We start from the raw sequence: 18,676 nt of genomic DNA on the forward strand, positions 1-18,676 counted from the left end.
GGCGCGGGTCACACCCGGGCGCCCGGCGGCGGCGCGGAACGCACCGGGCCCCCTCACCCGGGGGGTGAGGGGGCCCGATCGTGCGTGCGGCGCGGCCGCGGGCGTCAGTCGTTGCCGTTGCCCGTGGTCGGCGTCGTCTTCTGGATCTGGAGCAGGAACTCCGCGTTGGACTTCGTCTGCTTCATCTTGTCCAGCAGCAGCTCGATGGCCTGCTGCTGGTCCAGGGCGTGCAGCACCCGGCGCAGCTTCCAGACGATGGCCAGCTCGTCGCTGCCCATCAGGATCTCCTCCTTGCGGGTGCTGGACGCGTCGACGTCCACCGCGGGGAAGATGCGCTTGTCGGAGAGCTTGCGGTCGAGCTTGAGCTCCAGGTTGCCGGTGCCCTTGAACTCCTCGAAGATCACCTCGTCCATCCGCGAGCCGGTCTCGACCAGCGCGGTGGCCAGGATGGTCAGCGAACCGCCGTCCTCGATGTTGCGCGCGGCACCGAAGAAGCGCTTCGGCGGGTAGAGCGCGGTCGAGTCGACACCACCGGACAGGATGCGGCCGGAGGCGGGCGCCGCGAGGTTGTACGCGCGGCCCAGGCGGGTGATGGAGTCCAGCAGGACGACCACGTCGTGGCCCAGCTCGACCAGGCGCTTGGCGCGCTCGATGGCGAGTTCGGCGACGGTGGTGTGGTCCTCGGCCGGGCGGTCGAAGGTCGAGGAGATGACCTCGCCCTTGACCGACCGCTGCATGTCGGTGACCTCTTCCGGACGCTCGTCGACGAGGACGACCATCAGGTGGCACTCGGGGTTGTTGCGGGTGATCGAGTTGGCGATCGCCTGCATGATCATGGTCTTGCCGGTCTTCGGCGGGGCCACGATCAGACCGCGCTGGCCCTTGCCGATCGGCGTCACCAGGTCGATGATCCGGGTCGTCAGGCCGCCCGACTCGCCCTCCAGGCGCAGTCGCTCCTGCGGGTAAAGGGGCGTCAGCTTCCCGAACTCCGCACGCTGGCGGCCCTGTTCGGGCGCCATGCTGTTGACGCTGTCCAGGCGCACCAGCGCGTTGAACTTCTCGCGCCGCTCGCCGTCCTTGGGCTGACGGACCGCACCGGTGACGTGGTCACCCTTGCGCAGACCGTTCTTGCGGACCTGGGCGAGCGAGACGTACACGTCGTTCGGACCGGGCAGGTAGCCGGAGGTCCGGATGAACGCGTAGTTGTCGAGGATGTCGAGGATGCCCGCGACGGGGATCAGTACGTCGTCGTCGGCCACCTGCGGCTCGTTGGCGAACTCCTCGCGGCCACGGCGCCCGCGACGGTCGCGGTAACGACCGCGCCGACCGCGCCGACCGCCGTCGAAGTCCTCCTCGTCGGCCTCCCGGCGGTCCCGCTGGCGGTTGCCGCCCTGGCCGCCGCCGTCGCCCGCGTCGCCCTTGCGACGGTCACCGCGGTCGCGGTCGCGGTCCCGGTCGCGCCGACCGCGTTCGCCCTTCTGGCCGCGGTCCTGACGGTCCCCGCGCTCCTGGCGGTCGCCGCCCCTGGCGGTCCGGCCCTCGCCGCTCTCCTGCGGAGCGGTCGCGGTGTCGGTACGGGCCTCGGTCTTGACCGCGGTGGCGGCCTCGGCCTTGGCGTCGGTGCGGACGTCGGCGTCCGGGCTGCCCGCGGGGGCGGTGGCCCGACGGCGACGACGCTCACCGGCCGGCGCCTCGTCGCTGACCGGCTGGCCCGGGATGTCGATCTGCTGCTGGGCGCCCGCCTTCTCCGTGGCCTTGGCGGACTTGGCCTTCTCGGACTTGGCGCCCGACTCGGCACCGTCCTCGCCGGTGCGGGCCTTGGAGGTCGTGCGGCGCTTGGGCTTGGTCTCGGCGTCGGTGGGCGCGTCGGCCTTGGCGGCGGTCCCGGAGCCGGCGGCCTGGCGCTCCTTGATGACCTCGATCAGCTGGCTCTTGCGCATCCGCGCGGTGCCCTTGATACCGAGGCCGGAGGCAACCTGCTGCAGCTCGGCCAGGACCATGCCCTCAAGGCCGGTGCCGGAACGGCGGCGTCGCGTGGTGGCAGGCGCGGCGGGAGCGTCCGTGGCGGGCGTGGTGGCACTGCCATCGGTGCGCGCGCCCATCAGATCGGTGGTGTCGCTCACGAAGGGTCCTTCCCTGGAGCGGGCGTCGGCCTGTCTGGCTCGGCGACCGGTTGTGCTGTCCGGCTGGGTCCTTGGTCTAACGGACCGGGCCGGGGCGGTGGTCCCGCCGGATACGGCGGAAAGATCAATTCATGGCTCCGGCGTGAAGATCTGGGGTCTGACTGTTGTCGACACGCCGATTCCGGAGCGTGCTCACTTCTGCTCAGGACAAAAGCTCCAAGCAGTTTGGGAGGCTCCCGGAAGAAAGTGGTCCCGACGGGGGACACGAAGCACCGCGCCACACTGGCGTCGAGTACTGACTTGAGGTTAACACTACCGGATCCAACAAACATTCCCCCTCTCTAGACCGGCAATCGTCGATCACTCGGTGTGATCACCCGGCGAGCGGCAGCACGCACGTGCCGGCCGCGTCGAGGGTCAGCCGATTGGCCGCCCACCCCTCTCCCGCCAGTGTCGCGACCTTGTCGGCCGCCGCTTCTTCGACCAGCGCGAGCACCGTCGGGCCCGCACCGGAGATGACTGCGGGGACGCCGTCCGCGCGCAGTCGGTTCACCAGGCCCGTGCTCTCCGGCATCGCGGGGGCGCGGTATTCCTGGTGAAGTCGGTCCTCGGTCGCGGCGAGCAGCAGCTCGGGGCGCCTGGTCAGGGCCTCGACGAGCAGTGCGGCGCGACCGGCGTTGGCGGCGGCGTCCACATGCGGGACGGTGCGCGGCAGCAGTCCGCGGGCGGTCTCGGTCAGTACCGGTTTTCCGGGCACGAAGACCACCGGAACGATGGAATCGGCCGGATCCATCCGGATCGCCCGGGCGGAGCCGGTGTCCATCCAGGCGAGGGTGAAGCCCCCGAGCAGGCAGGCGGCGACGTTGTCGGGGTGGCCCTCGATCTCGGTGGCGAGTTCCAGCAAGGCGGCGTCGTCGAGCTTCTGCTCGCCGCCTATCGTCACGGCGCGGGCCGCGACGATCCCGGCGCAGATGGCGGCCGAGGAGGAGCCCAGACCACGGCCGTGCGGAATGCGGTTGGCGCAGACGATCTCCAACCCGCGCGGCTGCCCGCCGAGCAGGTCGAAGGCGGTGCGCATGGCGCGTACGAGCAGGTGGCTCTCGTCGCGCGGGAGCGTGTCGGCCCCCTCGCCGGCGATGTCGACGTGCAGACCGGAGTCGGCGACGCGCACCACGACGTCGTCGTACAGCCCCAGGGAAAGTCCCAGGGCATCGAAGCCGGGGCCGAGATTGGCGCTGGTAGCGGGGGTGCGCACCCGGACGGCGGCGGCGCGGAACGCGGGACCGGCCATCGCTCGATGACTCTCCTTGATTGATGCTGCGGTACTGCCCCCGAGCACAGCGCTGTGGCGCCGAGGCGCCCGGCCGGCTCGTGGGGACTGTTCTGACCTGCCCTGCGCACCACTGCGTTATGCCGTGGGGAGGGGAGTTGGGTGCCAGCCTATCGAAGGAAGGTTCTGTCGCGACATAGGGCGCACAGGAGGCGCACGATGCGTGTCGCGCGCCACCCCATGCCCCGACGTCGCCTTTGCAGTGTTTGCCCGGACTTTGCGCCCGGTGCGGCACGGGAGACGACGGACGGCTGGCGGGTCCGTCGTCCCCGCGCTGCTGCGCAGGCCCCGGAGGGGGCCGGGACGGTCAGCCGAGGCCGAGGCGCTCGGCGGCGGCGTCGGCGTCGATCGGGACCGTGACGGGCTGCGGCGCACCGGCCACCGCCCAGTCCGGGTCCTTGAGGCCGTTGCCGGTGACCGTACAGACGATCCGCTGGCCGGGGTCGACCTTGCCCTCTTCGGCGGCCTTGAGCAGACCGGCGACCGAGGCGGCCGAGGCGGGCTCCACGAAGACGCCCTCCTTCGCGGCCAACAGGCGGTAGGCAGCAAGGATTTGACGGTCCGTCACGTCGTCGATGAGGCCGCCGGACTCGTCCCGGGCGCGCTCGGCGAACTCCCACGAGGCGGGGTTGCCGATCCGGATCGCGGTGGCGATGGTGTGCGGGTCCTTGACGACCTCGCCGCGCACGATCGGGGCGCTGCCGGACGCCTGGAAGCCCCACATCCGCGGGGTGCGGGCGGCGATGCCGTCGGCCGCGTACTCGCGGTAGCCCTTCCAGTAGGCGGTGATGTTCCCGGCGTTGCCGACCGGCAGCACGTGGATGTCGGGGGCGTCACCGAGCATGTCGACGATCTCGAAGGCGGCGGTCTTCTGGCCCTCGATGCGCACCGGGTTGACGGAGTTCACAAGTGCGACCGGGTACTTCTCGGAGAGGCCCCGGGCCAGCGCCAGGCAGTCGTCGAAATTTCCGTCGACCTGGAGGATCTTGGCGCCGTGCACCAGCGCCTGGCCCATCTTGCCCAGCGCGATCTTGCCCTGCGGGACCAACACCGCGCAGACCATCCCGGCCCGGACCGCGTACGCGGCGGCGGAGGCGGAGGTGTTGCCGGTGGAGGCGCAGATGACCGCCTTGGCGCCCTCCTCCTTGGCGCGGGTGATGGCCATCGTCATCCCGCGGTCCTTGAAGGAGCCGGTGGGGTTGGCACCCTCGACCTTGAGGTGCACCTCGCAGCCGGTGCGCTCGGACAGCACCTGGGCCGGCACGAGGGGCGTGCCGCCCTCGCGCAGGGTGACGACCTCGGTCGTGTCGCTGACCGGCAGCCGGTCGCGGTACTCCTCGATGATTCCGCGCCACTGACCGTTCGCAGTGGTGACGGTGGAATTGGCAGACATGGGTTCCTTTACTCCCCTTCGACCCGCATGATGCTGACGACACCGCGGACGGTGTCCAGCTCGCGCAGTGCCCCGACCGTCGACGACAGGGCGGCGTCGGTCGCTCGGTGGGTGACGACGACGAGGTCCGCCTCGCCGTCCTTCCCCTGCTGACGGACCGTATCGATCGATACGCCGTGTTCGGCGAAGATCGTCGCGACCTGAGCCAGAACGCCCGGCTTGTCGGCCACGTCGAGACTGATGTGGTAGCGGGTGACGACCTCACCCATCGGGCTGACGGGCAGCGCCGTGTACGCCGACTCCCCCGGCCCGGTGGCACCGGCGAGCTTGTTTCGGCAGACCGCCACGAGGTCGCCGAGGACCGCGGAGGCGGTCGGCGAACCGCCCGCGCCCGGACCGTAGAACATCAGCTGACCGGCCGCGTCGGCCTCCACGAAGACCGCGTTGTACGCCTCGCGCACGGAGGCCAGCGGGTGCGTCAGCGGGATCATCGCCGGGTGGACCCGCGCGGTCACCGACGCGCCGTCCGCGGCCCGCTCGCAGATGGCGAGCAGCTTGACGGTGCAGCCCATCCGCTTGGCGGAGGCGATGTCCGCGGCGGTGACCTCGGTCAGCCCCTCGCGGTGCACGTCGTCGATGGTGACGCGGGTGTGGAAGGCGATGCCGGCCAGGATCGCGGCCTTGGCGGCGGCGTCGAAGCCCTCGACGTCGGCGGTCGGGTCGGCCTCGGCGTAGCCCAGCGCCGTGGCCTCGTCCAGCGCCTCGCTGTAGCCGGCGCCGGTCGAGTCCATCTTGTCGAGGATGAAGTTCGTGGTGCCGTTGACGATGCCGAGGACGCGGTTGACCTTGTCGCCGGCCAGTGACTCGCGCAGCGGCCGGACCAGCGGGATCGCTCCGGCGACCGCCGCCTCGTAGTAGAGGTCGGCGTTGTGCTTCTCGGCCGCCGCGTGCAGTGCGGCACCGTCCGCCGCCACCAGCGCCTTGTTGGCCGACACCACGCTCGCGCCGTGCTCGAAGGCGGTGGTGATCAGCGCGCGGGCGGGCTCGATGCCACCGATCACCTCGATGACGACGTCGATGTCGCCGCGTTTGACGAGCGCGGTCGCATCGGTGGTGATCAGCTCGGCCGGGATCCCGTCCCGCACCCGCTCCGGGCGGCGGACGGCGATCCCGGCGAGCTCCACGGGCGCACCGATGCGGGCCGCGAGGTCGTCGGCGTGCGTCGTCATGATGCGCGCCACCTCTGAGCCGACCACACCACAGCCCAGCAGCGCCACCTTCAGCGGACGCGTACGCATCATTCGACCTCGTCTTTTCTTCGATCCAGCGGTTCCATGCTCGGTCACGCACCAGTTTCCTGGTCATGCACCAGTCTCACGCACCGGACGGCGGTTTCTGCCGTTCGTCCGGATGCCGAGACATTTATTTCATCCGGGGCCCGGACCCGGCGATCCGCCCCTACCCGACATCCAACCGCAGGAGATCTTCCTCCGTCTCCCGGCGGACGATGACCCGGGCCGCACCGTCCTTGACCGCGACGACCGGCGGCCGCAGCGCGTGGTTGTAGTTGCTCGCCATCGACCGGCAGTACGCGCCGGTCGCCGGCACCGCCAGCAGGTCGCCCGGCGCCACGTCGGACGGCAGGAAGGCGTCCCGGACGACGATGTCCCCGCTCTCGCAGTGCTTGCCGACGACCCGCGAGAGCATCGGCTCGGCGTCCGAGGTGCGGGAGGCCAGCGACACGCTGTACTCCGCGTCGTACAGCGCCGTGCGGATGTTGTCCGACATGCCGCCGTCGACGGAGACGTACGTCCGCAGCCCCTCCAGTTCCTTGACCGTGCCGACCTCGTAGAGCGTGAAGGCGGTCGGGCCGACGATCGCCCGGCCCGGCTCGACCGAGATCCGCGGCGCCCGCAGCCCGGCCGCCTCGCACTCGCGACCCACGATCTCGCGCAGCGCCTTGGCGATCTCGTGCGGTGCGCGGGGGTCGTCGTCGGAGGTGTACGCGATGCCCAGGCCGCCACCGAGGTCGATCTCCGGCAGCTCCACGCCGTGCTCGTCCCGCACCTCGGCGAGCAGCTGCACCACCCGCCGCGCGGAGACCTCGAAGCCGGCCATGTCGAAGATCTGCGAACCGATGTGGCTGTGGATCCCGATGAGTTCGAGCCCGTCGAGCTTCAGTGCGCGCCGCACCGCCTCGGCGGCCTGTCCGCCGGCCAGCGCGATGCCGAACTTCTGGTCCTCGTGCGCGGTGGCGATGAACTCGTGGGTGTGCGCCTCGACGCCGACCGTGACCCGGATCTGCACCCGCTGCCGCTTGCCCAGCCGCTCGGCGATGTGCGCGACCCGTGCGATCTCCTGGAAGGAGTCGAGCACGATCCGCCCCACCCCGGCCTCGACGGCCCGGGTGATCTCCTCGGTGCTCTTGTTGTTGCCGTGCAGCGCGATCCGCTCGGCGGGCATCCCGGCGTCCAGCGCGGTGGCCAGCTCGCCGCCGGAGCAGACGTCGAGGTGGAGCCCCTCCTCGGCCAGCCAGCGCACGATGGCCCGGGACAGGAACGCCTTGCCCGCGTAGAAGACGTCGGCGTCCGGCCCGAACGCGTCCTTCCAGGACCGGCAGCGGGCCCGGAAGTCCTCCTCGTCCAGGAAGTACGCCGGCGTGCCGAACTCCTCGGCGAGCGCGGTCACGGCCAGCCCGCCGACCGTCACCGCACCGTCGGCGTTGCGCCGGACGGTACGGGACCAGATCTGCGGGTCGAGGGAGTTGAGATCGGCGGGCGGCCCGGCGTAGTGCCCGTCGGGCAGTACGTCGCCATGCCGGGGCCCTGCGGGATGCGCGGAACGGCTCATAACGGAAACGGTCCCCTCAAGATTGTTCAGAGGTGCTGATCGGGGCAGTCGTCGGCGCGCCCCGAGGGTGTTCGGACGCGTGCATCGGACATTTCCAGACTCAGGTGGATGTGGTTCAGACGTGTTCAGGAGCAGAGATGCCGAGCAGGCGCAGGCCGTTCCCCAACACCGTCCCCGTGGCTTCGGCGAGGGCCACCCGGGCACGGTGCACGGCCAAGGGTTTCTGCTCGCCGACAGGCAGCGGCCAGAACTCCTCCTGCCAGCGCAGATAGGCGTCCGCGGTGACCTCCAGATGGCGCACCACCCGGTCCGGCGCGCACCGCCGCGCGGCGGTCGCGATGACCGTCGGATACGCGGCGAGACGGCCCTCCAGCGTCTGGAGGACCTGTACGTCCCCGTGGCCGGCGTCGGCCGTCGTCACGTCCCCCGGCTCGCCGACGAACCCCAGCTCGCCGGCGTTGCGCACCATCGCGCGGGCCCGGGCATGGGCGTACTGCACCCGGAACCGCGGGTTGTCCTCATGCTGCACCGGCCGCTGCGGCGCCCGCACCGGGTCGTGCGCCGCGGGCCTGAGCAGCACCCACCGCGCTTCGTCCGTGCCGAGCCGCGCCACCAGCCGGGCCAGTTCGTCCTCCTGGGCGTCCGCCGGCCGCTGCGGCTTCGCGGTGGCCCGACCGAGCCGGTCGAGCACCTCGCCCACCACGCTCGCCCGGGCCCGGGCCCAGTCCCCCGCGGGGGACGCCGGTGCCTGGACGATCCGCCCGGGTCCCGCGCCCGTCGCCGCCCCGGTCTCCGGGGCCTGGCCGTACCGCTCTCCGCGGGCCAGCACGTCCGCCACGAGCCCGGCCGACGCGCCGTCGCCCAACGTGAAGTTCAAGAAGCCCGGCCCGGCGATCTCGACCCTGGCGATCCCCGCACTACCCGCCAGCCGCCGTCGCAGGATCTCGGCCACCTCGCGCGCGGGCCGACCGGCCTGCTGCGCGAGCTGCAGCGCCACGTTGGAGGCGTAGTCCCCGCACCCGGGGCGCGGCGGTGCCTGCACCACGATCCGCGCCGGCACGGGCACGGAGAGCTCCCGCTCCGCAACGGCACCGCGCACGGAGCGCAGGACGGTACGGGAGAGCTCGGCCGGGGTCACAGGACAAGCGTATGGGAGGAAGGGGGGAGCCACGCGAACGGGTTTCGCGTGGTGGACACCCGACGGCGTGCTGCGGCGCACGCGGCCCGCCACCGAGCCCGCGAACCGCCGGGACGGACCCGGCGCGATCCCCCTCGCCCGGCGCCCGCAATCGACCTCAGCTCGCGGCCCGACCGCCCCCGCTGCCCGGCTCGCCGCGCTCCGCGCCGTCCCCGGAAACGCCGTCCGCCGACACCCCACCACCCGCCGTGGACACGTCATCTCGCGATCCGGCACCGACGGCGCCGTTCTCCGCGCCACCGACACCGGCACCCTCGGACGCGCCCCCGCACGCCTCGCGCCCCGAGCACTCCCGCTGCTGCCGCCCCTCCCGCACCAGCATCCCCACCGTGCGCACCAACTCCGTCGGCTCGAACGGCTTGGCCAGGAAGGCGTCGATCCCCACCGACTGCCCGTTGTCCACCTCGCCCTGCGTGCAGGCGCTGACGATGGCGATCGGGATGTCCCACGTCCGCGGGTCGGAACGCAGCCGCGCCGCGGTGTGCAGACCGCCCAGCCTCGGCATCATGACGTCCAGGGTCACCACGTCGGGTCTCACCCGGTGCACGACGTCCAGACACTCGGCACCATCAGCCGCGGTCACGACCTCGAAGCCCTCCAGCTCAAGGTTGACCCTGATCAACTGCCGGATCACCTTGTTGTCATCGACCACAAGGATCCGACCGGACAAGCCAGGCACACCTTGAGACTAGGTCTGCCCCTGCACCTGCGTCCCGGTTTTCCCCACTTCCGCCCCCGTGCGAGGGACCTTTCAACGACCGCCTCCGACCCGCCCCCGACATGCGGTAAGGGCGACCTTCCTTGACCCCCGCCCACCCCCCGCCCGACCTCCCGCCGACCGGCCACCAAAACGTTCATGACCACCCCATCGGAGCTGGTAGTGTTCTACCCGTCGCCGCAACAAGCAACGACAAAGCCCCCGTAGCTCAGGGGATAGAGCAACGGCCTCCGGAGCCGTGTGCGCAGGTTCGAATCCTGCCGGGGGCACTTCACGGATCTGCTTAGTACGGGTCCGAGTGCCAGCAAAGCCCGTTCCCTTCGTGGGGGCGGGCTTTTGTGTTGGTCTGTGCGAGTAGCGGGGCGGTCCTGCGTGATCTGGGGCCCGCCGTCCCGTTTCCGACGGCGTAGCGGCAGCCCACGGGATGAGCCGTCATGCCACGTCCACCCAGGGTGCTCGGCCGACCGTCTCGACGAACGCCGCCCTACCCAGAGGGCGCTCCGTGAGCCGACACCTACGGTGATGGCCCCCTCGTCTGGCCGTCGGCAACAGCATGCCTTTGCCGTGCCGCCAGCCACATCGCTTTTCAGCCAGGCTCGTTGCCGGGCACCGGACTCTCCCCTACCCTGCTCAGCAGTACGAACACTGCCGCTGCGACCGAGATGTCTCGGCGTGGCACCTCCTATGGCCGTCTCCCGGGGATCTGGGGCCGGCCATAGCTGTTTTCTGTACCTGGGGGATTCTCTTGTACCTGTGTTACCTCGACGAGTCCGGGACAGGCCAGACTCTGAACCCTGCGGTGAGCGACTCCGTACCGGTCATGGTCATCGGCGGGTTCACGGTTCCGGAGTCCCAGGTGCAGGGCTTGGCGTGGGACTTCCTGGAGTTGAAGAAGCGGTTCCGTCCCGAACTCCGCAAACTCCCCACGCTGACGCAGGTGGTGCACCACGAAATCAAAGGAGAAGCGCTCCGCAAGAGCTTCCGTCGCGACGGGCGCAACCAACGGCGCATGGCCCACGGCTTCCTCGACAACCTGATCGGCATCCTCGAACGGCGCGACAGCACGGTCATGGCACGGATCTGGGTCAAGCAGGACGGGGTCCGGAACGACGAACCCGCCATGTACGCCGCGGCGGTCACCACACTGTGCTCGACGTTCGAGCACTACCTCGCCGAGCGCTCGAGCAGCGGTATCGCCGTTCTCGACAGCCGGAATCCTCATGACAACAAGGGGAACGTGCACTGCGTGACCACCCGGAGGTTCAGCATGGGCGAGGACGGCTTGCCTCACCTTCCCGAGTCACCCGTGTTCGGACACAGCAACACGCACATCGGGTTGCAGATCGCCGATCTACTGGTCTCCGCGATACTGGCTCCGGCAGCCGCCGTGACTTATGCGGCGGATCTCGACGCGGTCAATGTCCACTGCCACCCGGGGTACCACAAGGTCCGCGAACGGCACTGCCCACGCATCGGCAAGCTGCAGCACCGGTACCCCGCGGTGACCGGCAAGTGGGCAGGGGGCGTGGTCGTTTCGGATGCGCGAGGCCACGAGTCGGCAGCCAAGCTGTTCGCCCCGACGGTGGCGGCGCGGAACGACGAACGGACCCACATTGGCGTTCCCGGACAGCCATCGCCGCATAACGCGGCAACGGCTTATGCGGCGCCTTCCCCTGCTCCGTAGCGGACAGGAAAAAGACTCAACGGTCAGAATCAGGAATTCTGACGGAACTATCTTGTCAGTTCGTTGAGCAATGCGTACCGTATCGAACGAAATTTCGGCAACAACAGACTTCCGGGGCTTCCTCGGACAGGTCTTCCGCCTACATACGGAGTACGCACGTGGCTTTCCCTCCACGCGACGACCAGCCCACGCCGCCGGCACGCGAGTTCCTGGCGTTCGGACAGCAGCCAGGCAACCGGGCCCGCACGCCTCGGGCGAGCGGCTTCCCTCGCGTCCCCTGAGCCCACCCGTCTCGCCCACGGCCTGCCCGGCCGCACGAGGAAACGTTCCTGCCCCGCACGACGTCCTGGTGCGACCGCGCAGGCTCCCGAAGGGAACCGCCGTGCTGTCCGATCCCGCCGCCCTCGCGGCATGCTCGTCCATTGCAGTCGTCGCATGTTGCGCACTTATCGTCGCCGGCCGAATCGCCGGTGATGCGCTGCGCGACAGTCGCTCCAGCGACCGTTCGCAGATCCTCCGCTCGCTCGCCGAGGTATTCCGCTACCTCCTGACGCCTTGGCGACGCCGTCGGTAGTCGTCGGGTTGGGGGTGCGTGCATCTGCGCACCCCCAACTACCGGCCCGAAACGTCAAGAACCACAGAGCTAAAATTGATACCCATCATTCGTGCGGCCCGCCGGGCTTCCGCTCCGGACGGAGACATACCGTCCTGGTGCTCGAAGGACACGCCCCCACCCGCGCCAGCAATCTCGTGCTGCCTGGGGGGCTTTCTTGCTTTTCCGTGAATCCGTCGAACGCGTAGCTCACCGCAGCGTGGAAGGAATGCTGAAAGACCAGTTGGTCGAGAAGTTCGTGCACACGCACGGCTATCGTCCCGGAGATTCCGAGGTCCGCTCCTGGCAGCGGAGCATTCCGGCACTGACCGGTGCACTGCTCGACGCCGGGCTCGACCAGGTCGAGATGCTGATCGAGTACGGGCTCCCGCTCACCAGCAAACGAGCGGACGTGGTGCTCGCCGGCGTCCATCCGGACACCCAGGAGCCCTCGTACGTCGTCGTGGAATTGAAGCAGTGGAGCCAGGCATACCCGGATGAGGACGACGAGCCGACGCTGTGCCGGGTCGACGCATACGCGCGACCGGTGCTGCACCCGATAGAGCAGGTCCGCGGGTACTGCGCCTACATGACCTCGTTCAACGGGGCGCTTGCGGGAAATCCGGAGCAGATCGCCGGCGTGGCATACCTGCACAATGCTACGAAATTCGGAGTAAGTGGACTGTTCGACACGGAACAGGACGAGTACGGGCGGATGTTCACAGAGGATCGACGGGGCGAGTTCATCAGCTACCTGCAGTCCAGGTTGGCTCCGGCGTCGGGCGCGTTGGCGGCTGACGCTCTGCTCGCGGGCAAGACCCAGCCGTCCAGGCAGCTGATGGCAGTGGCTGCGGACGAGGTCCGGGAGCGGGAGCAGTTCGTTCTGCTGGACGAGCAGCGGGTGGCGTACGAGATGGTGCTGCGGGCCGTCGAGAAGGCACACGGGTCGGACCACAAGGAAGTGGTCATCGTGACGGGCGGCCCGGGTACGGGGAAGAGCGTCGTTGCCCTGTCATTGCTGGGCGAGTTGTACCGACGGGGGATCCCGGCTCTGCACGCCACCGGGTCCCAGTCGTTCACCAGGACGATGCGCAAGGTCGCCGGTGCCCGCAAGCGCCAGGTCCAGGACCTCTTCAAATACTTCAACAGTTTCATGACCGCCCAGCGGAACAGCCTGGACGTGCTCTTGTGTGACGAGGCGCACCGCATTCGCGAGACCTCGGCAAACCGCTATACCCGGGCTGAACACCGTACGGGCAAGCCACAGATCGACGAGTTGATCGACGTGGCCCGGGTGCCGGTGTTCCTGCTCGACCAGCACCAAGTCGTACGACCCGGCGAGATCGGCAGGGTCGAGGAGATCAAGGCGGCCGCGGCCCAGAGAGGACTGCAGTGCCGAGAGGTCTCACTGGACAACCAGTTCCGGTGCGGCGGAAGTGACGCCTACCTGCAATGGGTGGTGCGGCTGCTGGGACTCGAGGGTGACGGCCCGGCGCGATGGGAGCCTGACGGCAAGATGGAGTTGGCGGTCGCCGACTCCCCGGCAGAGTTGGAGGCGTTCTTGGCGGACCGCCGCTCGCACGGGTACGAAGCGCGGATGTCGGCCGGCTACTGCTGGCGCTGGTCGGACGCCAAGCCCGGAGAGCCGCTGCCCGCGGACGTGGTGATCGGCGACTGGGCGCGCCCCTGGAACCTCAAGGGCGACCGCTCGGTGATGGGCGCTCCGCCCTCCGCACTGTGGGCAACCGACCCGGCGGGATTCGGGCAGGTCGGCTGCGTCTATACGGCACAGGGCTTCGAGTACGACTGGAGCGGGGTGATCCTGGGACCGGACCTGGTCTGGCGGACCGATCGCTGGGTGGTCGACCGGACAGCCTCCAAGGACCCGGTCTTCAAGCGCGCCACGCCGGACGAGGATGTGAACCGGCTGATCCGGAACACGTACAAGGTCCTGCTGACGCGCGGCATGGTCGGCACGATCGTCTACTCGACCGACCCGGAGACCCGCACGATGCTGCGCACGTTGACGGGGCACCGGGAGATGTCGGCAAACGCCGTCGGCTGAGCCGACCCGGGCGTTCGCCAGGGCCACCGATCCGCCCTCCCGGTGGCCCCGGGTCCCGGTCGCGCACCGAGCGCGCGTCACACGGGTCGGCCGCCAGTGCCACCGAGGACGAGTTCGCCGAGTTTCGCGCGGGTTTCCGGGTCCGTGGAGTAGAGGACCGTACCGGCCATCCCCCGAGTGAGCAGGACCTTGTAGGTGTTCTTGACAAGCCGGGCGAAGTCAGCGTCGGACGCGCCTTTCAGTGCGGTGTCCCAACTCTCGGACCTGACGGACCGCCAGCTTCCGCCTCGCCAGACGAGGTCCGGGCCGAGGATGACTCCGTTCCATGCGTACTCGAAACCCTGCGCCGTGTAGATGCATCCGACCTGCCCGAACCCAGCCGGGTCGGTCGCCCAGAGGTCCGAAGGGGGCAAGCCGCCCACCCCGTGGGGGCCGCTGATGTTCCACGGGCGGCGCCAGCGCCCTATGGCGACGTCGTGCACCAGTGTTCCGTCCTCGTTGGGGCGGCTCCACGGCCAGCAGAATCCTGCCGTGATGCGTGCGGTGTGGCCCTCGTCCCGCCTGGCGACGAGGAAGTTCTCAAGAGCCGCGGGGCTGTCGGCCACCCGGACCTCGAAGTTGTCATCTCCATGCCAGGCGTGCGGACCACCGGGCTCCAGCCCCAGGAGTCGCAGCACCCAAGCCTCGTACGCGCGACTGCCACCGCAGCGGAACTGGGCGTCGAGGTCGACGTGACGCACGATGATGCCCTGCTCCGCGGCCGCCTTCTCGATGGCCTCGGTCGTTCCCATCTCTCCCGGGCGCACGACTTGGTGCTCGTCCAGTAGGAACACCGGCACCCGGGCCGCCTCGATCAGTTCGTCAATCTGGCGTTTGTTGGCCCACTTACTACCCGGCGGGGCTCCGTTCGACGTCTCGCGAAGCCGGTGCGCCTCATCGAGGACAAGGACGTCGAGATCGTTTCCCCTCGCCCTCTCGAAGCTGTTGAAGTAGGTGAAGAGCTTCCCGGTTCCGGATCGCTGCTCGGTGATCTTCCGCTGCAGCGTGGTGGTGAAGGACTTGGATCCCGTGGCGTGCGCCACCGAGCGGCCCCGGCGTGACAGCTCGCCCAGGAGCGACAGCGCGATGACGCTCTTCCCCGAGCCCGGCCCACCGTTGATGAGAACGATCTCCTTGCGCCCGTTTTCCTCCCTGTCCGCCTCCGCCAAGGTCCGCAGCACCAGGGAGAATGCTTTCTGCTGCTGGCCGAGCAGCGTGAAGTGACGTCGGCTGAGCACCTCGTCCGCGGCCACCTCCAGCAGGGTGGTCGTCGGAGCGTGCCGGCTGGTGAGCAGGGCATCCGCCGCCAGGCGGTCCGGATCGGGGACGAGACGTTCACGAAGGAAGGAGACGAAGGCATCTCTGCTCGTGTTGGTGAAGAGGCGGCCACCGGCGACAGGCGCGGACACCAGGCTCTGCACGTCGCCGTCCTCGGCGTTGTGCAGGAACGCGGCGCCGCTCACACGATCCGCGTGCCCGTCGAGCACCAGGGTCAGATCGGCAAGGTACTCGCAGTAGCGGCGTACCTGCGCGACGGGATGGAGTTGCGCTCTGCGGGGCACGATCTGAGGGACGTCGCACAGGTCGTCGGAGCCGCCGATGGCCCCGGCGGCGCTCCACTGCTTGAGTTCGACGACGACGTACGCCGGTTCGCCTGACACCGGGTGGACTCCCGCGAGGACAACGTCAGCGCGCAAACTGCACATCGGCAGCGGGTACTCGACCAGCATCTCCACGTCCGCGAGCCCCGCTCCGACGAGCAACCCGGCGAAGGCGTGCAGGCTTGCGTGCCAGGACCTGACCTCGGCTTCGGGCGGCCGCTGCCGGTAGACGAAGAAGTAGGCGGACTTCAGGTCCTCGACGTACTGGCGGCGGTTCGGCTCCGCATCGTCGGCCACCGAACGGGCTGACGTACGCAGCAAGGTCACGGAGATCCCCCAGGGCACACGAGTGGTCTCGTGCGGATGGGGGCGTTTCCTCGCGCGGAAGCCCGTCGGACCGCATCACTTCAGGGCAACTCTATCCAGGCGGGTCCGGCGGCAACCGCGGCGCCCGTCCCACTGACGTCAGCAGAACTCCCGGTCGAGGCGGAGGTGCCTGTCCGGCACCCGAAGGGCGGAGCAGACCTGCCGGATGACACCGCCGAATCCCTCGGCTTCTCCGGGCGCCACGTGCCCGCCGGCGAGCACGAAGACCGGTACCCGTGCAGACCTGATCATTGCCGCCAGCAGCGGGCGCACGGAGTCCGGAAGGTCGGCAGCCGCCGAAAGGGGTGCCGTGCACCTCAGCCATGACTCCTCGCAGAACAGCACGTCGCACACCTGGAAGGCGGGGACACGCGGCCCGGAGAGCACTCGGGTGCGGTAGCCGGCACGGTCGAGTGCATTCGCCGCGGTGCTGACCAGTTCGCCCCCTTGGTTCGCGGCGGCCCCAGTCACCACGAGGGCGCTCTTGTCCTGCGCGGCGTGTGCGGCTCGCACCGTGTCCAGCACGAAGCGCTGGACGGCTACAGGGTCCGAGGCCAGCCGGAAACCGCCGGTGTGCCAGTCGAGCCGGCCCCGCGCGTCCAATCCCGCAAGCCGGACCCGCAGAGGCCCCGCGGCGAACAGTTCGGCCGCAGGCCGCCCCGGGGCCGCGGCCAACCGATCCCGGAGGAATCTGATCAACGCGCCCCGTGAGTCACGCGTGAACACGTGCGACAGGCGCGTACGTGGGTACCGGAGCAGGTCAGCTACGTCGTGATCCGCTGCGTTGTGCAGATAGGTCAGGCCGGCCAGGCTCTCTTCGTGTCCGGCGAGGGACCCGTGGGAGTTGAGCAGGGCACGACAGAAGGCCGCTGTCTGCTCGGCCGGATGTCGTTTGGACTTCCCCGTCTGGTTCGCGATCACGAAGCGCCCCGTGCCCTCGGCCGCGGTGGCACGCCGCCACTGCTTGAGTTCGACGACGACATACGAGGGTGCCCGCGACGCGGGGTGCACTCCGGCGAGGATGACGTCTGCCGGCCCCTGGCACTCCGGCAGCTTGTACTCGATCATCATGTCCACCGCCCCGAGGCCAGCATCGCGGAGGTCCCGGGCCATGACAGGCAGGCTGTGGCGCCACGCCTGTTTCTCCCCGGCGCTCGTCTCGCCGGCCCGGCCGTGCTCGACCTCCGCTGCCTCGAGTGCGGGCACCAGGCCGTCGCGCAACTGCAGTGCGTGCAGTTCATCGGCGGACAGTCGCATCAGGTACATCGTCCTCCCCCGGCCGGGCGGCTCATGGGCAACAAGGGTACGGCGGGGCGGGCGAGCGCCTCGAGCGTGCCTCCCCGGCCACCCGCGCCCCGTCGGCCGTGGTCCTGCGCCGCACTGGTTACCCGTCCAAGCGCACCGGCAACGAGTCCAGGCCGTAGACGATGGAGAGTTTGCGGAAGGCGAGGTCTTCGGGGCGGGTGGCGAGGCGCATGGTGGGGAAGCGGCGGACCAGGGCGGGGTAGGCGGCGCGGAGTTCCATGCGGGCGAGTTCGGCGCCGACGCAGCGGTGGATGCCGTAGCCGAAGGCGAGGTGGGAGGGGACCTTGGCGCGGTGGGGGTCGAACTGCTCCATCTCGGGGCCGAGTTCGCCGTCGCGGTCGGCGCCGCTGAGGGAGCACAGGACGACGTCGCCGGCGGCGATCTGCACGCCGCCGATCTCCAGTTCCTCGCGGGCGAAGCGGGGGAAGGCGACCTGGACGACGGTGAGGTAGCGCAGGAGTTCCTCGACGTAGCGGTCGACGACGTCGTCGCCGTCCTTGAGGGCGGCGAAGTGCTGGGGGTCCTGGAGGAGGACCAGGGCGCCGAGCGCGAGCATGCTGGCGGTGGTCTCGAAGCCGCCGGTCAGGACGCCGTCGGCGAGGCCGGCCAGTTCCTCGTCGGAGACCGAGTCGCCGTGTTCGCGGACGATCATGCCGAGCAGGCCGTCGCCCGGGTTCTCGCGCTGCTTCTTGACGACGTCGCGGAAGTAGGAGAGCGATTCCGATATGGCGCCGAAGGAGGCGTTGGCGCCGCTGAAGAGGTCGAACCGGGCGGCACTGAGGCGCTCGAAGTCGGCCCGGTCCTCGTAGGGGACGCCGAGGAGTTCGCAGATGACGAGGGAGGGGATGGGGAGGGCGAAGTGGGCGACGAGGTCGACCGGGTCGCCGTTGCGGCCGGCGCGCTCCATGGCGTCGAGGCGTTCCTCGACGATGTCGTGGATGCGGGGGGTGAGCCGGCCGAGGCGGCGCATGGTGAATTCGGGGGTGAGCAGCCGGCGCAGGCGGGTGTGCACCGGCGGGTCGGCGAAGCCCAGGCCGCCGGGGTTCTGCTCGGCGCCGGCGCCGGCCTTGCCGATGAGGTTGGTGAAGTCGGAGCTGAAGGCGTCGGCCTTGCCGAGCACCGCCTTGACCTCGTCGTAGCCGGTGACCAGCCAGACGTTGGAGGCTATCGGCACCGGGAGCTTGCTGATGGGCTCGCGTTCCCGGGCGGCGGCGAGGTCGGGCACCGGGTCGAGGCCGTCGCGGCGCAGCGGCATCAGGACGGAGTCCGGCAGGAAGGACATGCGGGAGAGGTCGAAGCCCTTCTTCCGCGTTCTCGCCAGGTAGAGGCGGCCGGCCCAGGCGAAGATCCGGGAACGGAGGGTCGTCATGGCGCTCATACTGCCTTTCGTCGCGGGGGACGGTCACCCGCGC

The 18,676-nt window shown here is 69.8% G+C and carries 12 protein-coding genes and 1 tRNA gene; 3 read left to right on the forward strand and 10 right to left on the reverse strand.

Translation table 11 applies throughout. From position 1 onward, the window contains the following. Positions 1–104 precede the first annotated feature (104 nt). From rho to ACLJT4_RS00135, 7 genes are all read right to left on the reverse strand, one after another. Complete coding sequence (gene rho, locus ACLJT4_RS00105) at positions 105–2,123, reverse strand: transcription termination factor Rho (RefSeq protein ID WP_411120422.1); 2,019 nt, start codon at positions 2,121–2,123, stop codon at positions 105–107. Positions 2,124–2,496: 373 nt separating this feature from the next. Further along, the gene (thrB, locus tag ACLJT4_RS00110; protein ID WP_411120423.1) at positions 2,497–3,414 is read right to left on the reverse strand and encodes a homoserine kinase; all 918 of its coding nucleotides are present in this window, start codon (positions 3,412–3,414) and stop codon (positions 2,497–2,499) included. A gap of 346 nt (positions 3,415–3,760) precedes the next feature. Beyond that, complete coding sequence (gene thrC, locus ACLJT4_RS00115) at positions 3,761–4,846, reverse strand: threonine synthase (RefSeq protein WP_411120424.1); 1,086 nt, start codon at positions 4,844–4,846, stop codon at positions 3,761–3,763. An 8-nt stretch (positions 4,847–4,854) separates the two neighbouring features. Next, positions 4,855–6,147: a homoserine dehydrogenase gene (locus ACLJT4_RS00120; protein WP_275462947.1), complete on the reverse strand. Its 1,293-nt coding sequence runs from the start codon at positions 6,145–6,147 to the stop codon at positions 4,855–4,857. A gap of 157 nt (positions 6,148–6,304) precedes the next feature. Beyond that, entirely contained in the window at positions 6,305–7,696 is a 1,392-nt protein-coding gene (gene lysA, locus ACLJT4_RS00125; RefSeq protein ID WP_411120425.1) for a diaminopimelate decarboxylase, read from the reverse strand. Positions 7,697–7,811: 115 nt separating this feature from the next. Beyond that, on the reverse strand, positions 7,812–8,834 hold the full coding sequence (nrtL, locus tag ACLJT4_RS00130; RefSeq protein WP_411120426.1) for an ArgS-related anticodon-binding protein NrtL: 1,023 nt from the start codon (positions 8,832–8,834) through the stop codon (positions 7,812–7,814). Positions 8,835–8,991: 157 nt separating this feature from the next. Then, positions 8,992–9,573, reverse strand: a complete 582-nt coding sequence (locus ACLJT4_RS00135) for a response regulator (RefSeq protein WP_411120427.1) — start codon at positions 9,571–9,573, stop codon at positions 8,992–8,994. Positions 9,574–9,809: 236 nt separating this feature from the next. On the opposite strand from ACLJT4_RS00135, the gene ACLJT4_RS00140 reads away from it, so the two are divergent. The 3 genes from ACLJT4_RS00140 to ACLJT4_RS00150 all read left to right on the forward strand — a co-directional run bounded on the left by ACLJT4_RS00140 (position 9,810) and on the right by ACLJT4_RS00150 (position 13,953). Continuing rightward, positions 9,810–9,881: transfer RNA gene (locus ACLJT4_RS00140), tRNA-Arg, on the forward strand. 476 nt (positions 9,882–10,357) lie between these two features. Further along, the gene (locus ACLJT4_RS00145; RefSeq protein WP_411120428.1) at positions 10,358–11,296 is read left to right on the forward strand and encodes a DUF3800 domain-containing protein; all 939 of its coding nucleotides are present in this window, start codon (positions 10,358–10,360) and stop codon (positions 11,294–11,296) included. Positions 11,297–12,066: 770 nt separating this feature from the next. After that, the gene (locus ACLJT4_RS00150; protein WP_411120429.1) at positions 12,067–13,953 is read left to right on the forward strand and encodes a DNA/RNA helicase domain-containing protein; all 1,887 of its coding nucleotides are present in this window, start codon (positions 12,067–12,069) and stop codon (positions 13,951–13,953) included. Positions 13,954–14,030: 77 nt separating this feature from the next. Here the strand turns inward: ACLJT4_RS00150 and ACLJT4_RS00155 are convergent, their stop codons facing one another. From ACLJT4_RS00155 to ACLJT4_RS00165, 3 genes are all read right to left on the reverse strand, one after another. Next, positions 14,031–15,920: a DNA/RNA helicase domain-containing protein gene (locus ACLJT4_RS00155; protein ID WP_411120430.1), complete on the reverse strand. Its 1,890-nt coding sequence runs from the start codon at positions 15,918–15,920 to the stop codon at positions 14,031–14,033. A gap of 138 nt (positions 15,921–16,058) precedes the next feature. Beyond that, entirely contained in the window at positions 16,059–17,180 is a 1,122-nt protein-coding gene (locus ACLJT4_RS00160) for a hypothetical protein (RefSeq protein ID WP_411120431.1), read from the reverse strand. A 163-nt stretch (positions 17,181–17,343) separates the two neighbouring features. Further along, complete coding sequence (locus ACLJT4_RS00165) at positions 17,344–18,642, reverse strand: cytochrome P450 (RefSeq protein ID WP_411120432.1); 1,299 nt, start codon at positions 18,640–18,642, stop codon at positions 17,344–17,346. Positions 18,643–18,676 lie beyond the last annotated feature (34 nt).

The organism is Streptomyces sp. x-19, assembly GCF_046549115.1.
GTDB classification, from domain to species: domain Bacteria; phylum Actinomycetota; class Actinomycetes; order Streptomycetales; family Streptomycetaceae; genus Streptomyces; species Streptomyces albulus_C.

Bases quoted from the DNA above. Each gene is read 5' to 3' on its own strand.
- thrB (WP_411120423.1), bottom strand. From the start codon at position 3,414: ATGGCCGGTCCCGCGTTCCGCGCCGCCGCCGTCCGGGTGCGCACCCCC.
- thrC (WP_411120424.1), bottom strand. From the start codon at position 4,846: ATGTCTGCCAATTCCACCGTCACCACTGCGAACGGTCAGTGGCGCGGA.
- ACLJT4_RS00165 (WP_411120432.1), bottom strand. From the start codon at position 18,642: ATGAGCGCCATGACGACCCTCCGTTCCCGGATCTTCGCCTGGGCCGGC.
- ACLJT4_RS00120 (WP_275462947.1), bottom strand. From the start codon at position 6,147: ATGATGCGTACGCGTCCGCTGAAGGTGGCGCTGCTGGGCTGTGGTGTG.
- lysA (WP_411120425.1), bottom strand. From the start codon at position 7,696: ATGAGCCGTTCCGCGCATCCCGCAGGGCCCCGGCATGGCGACGTACTG.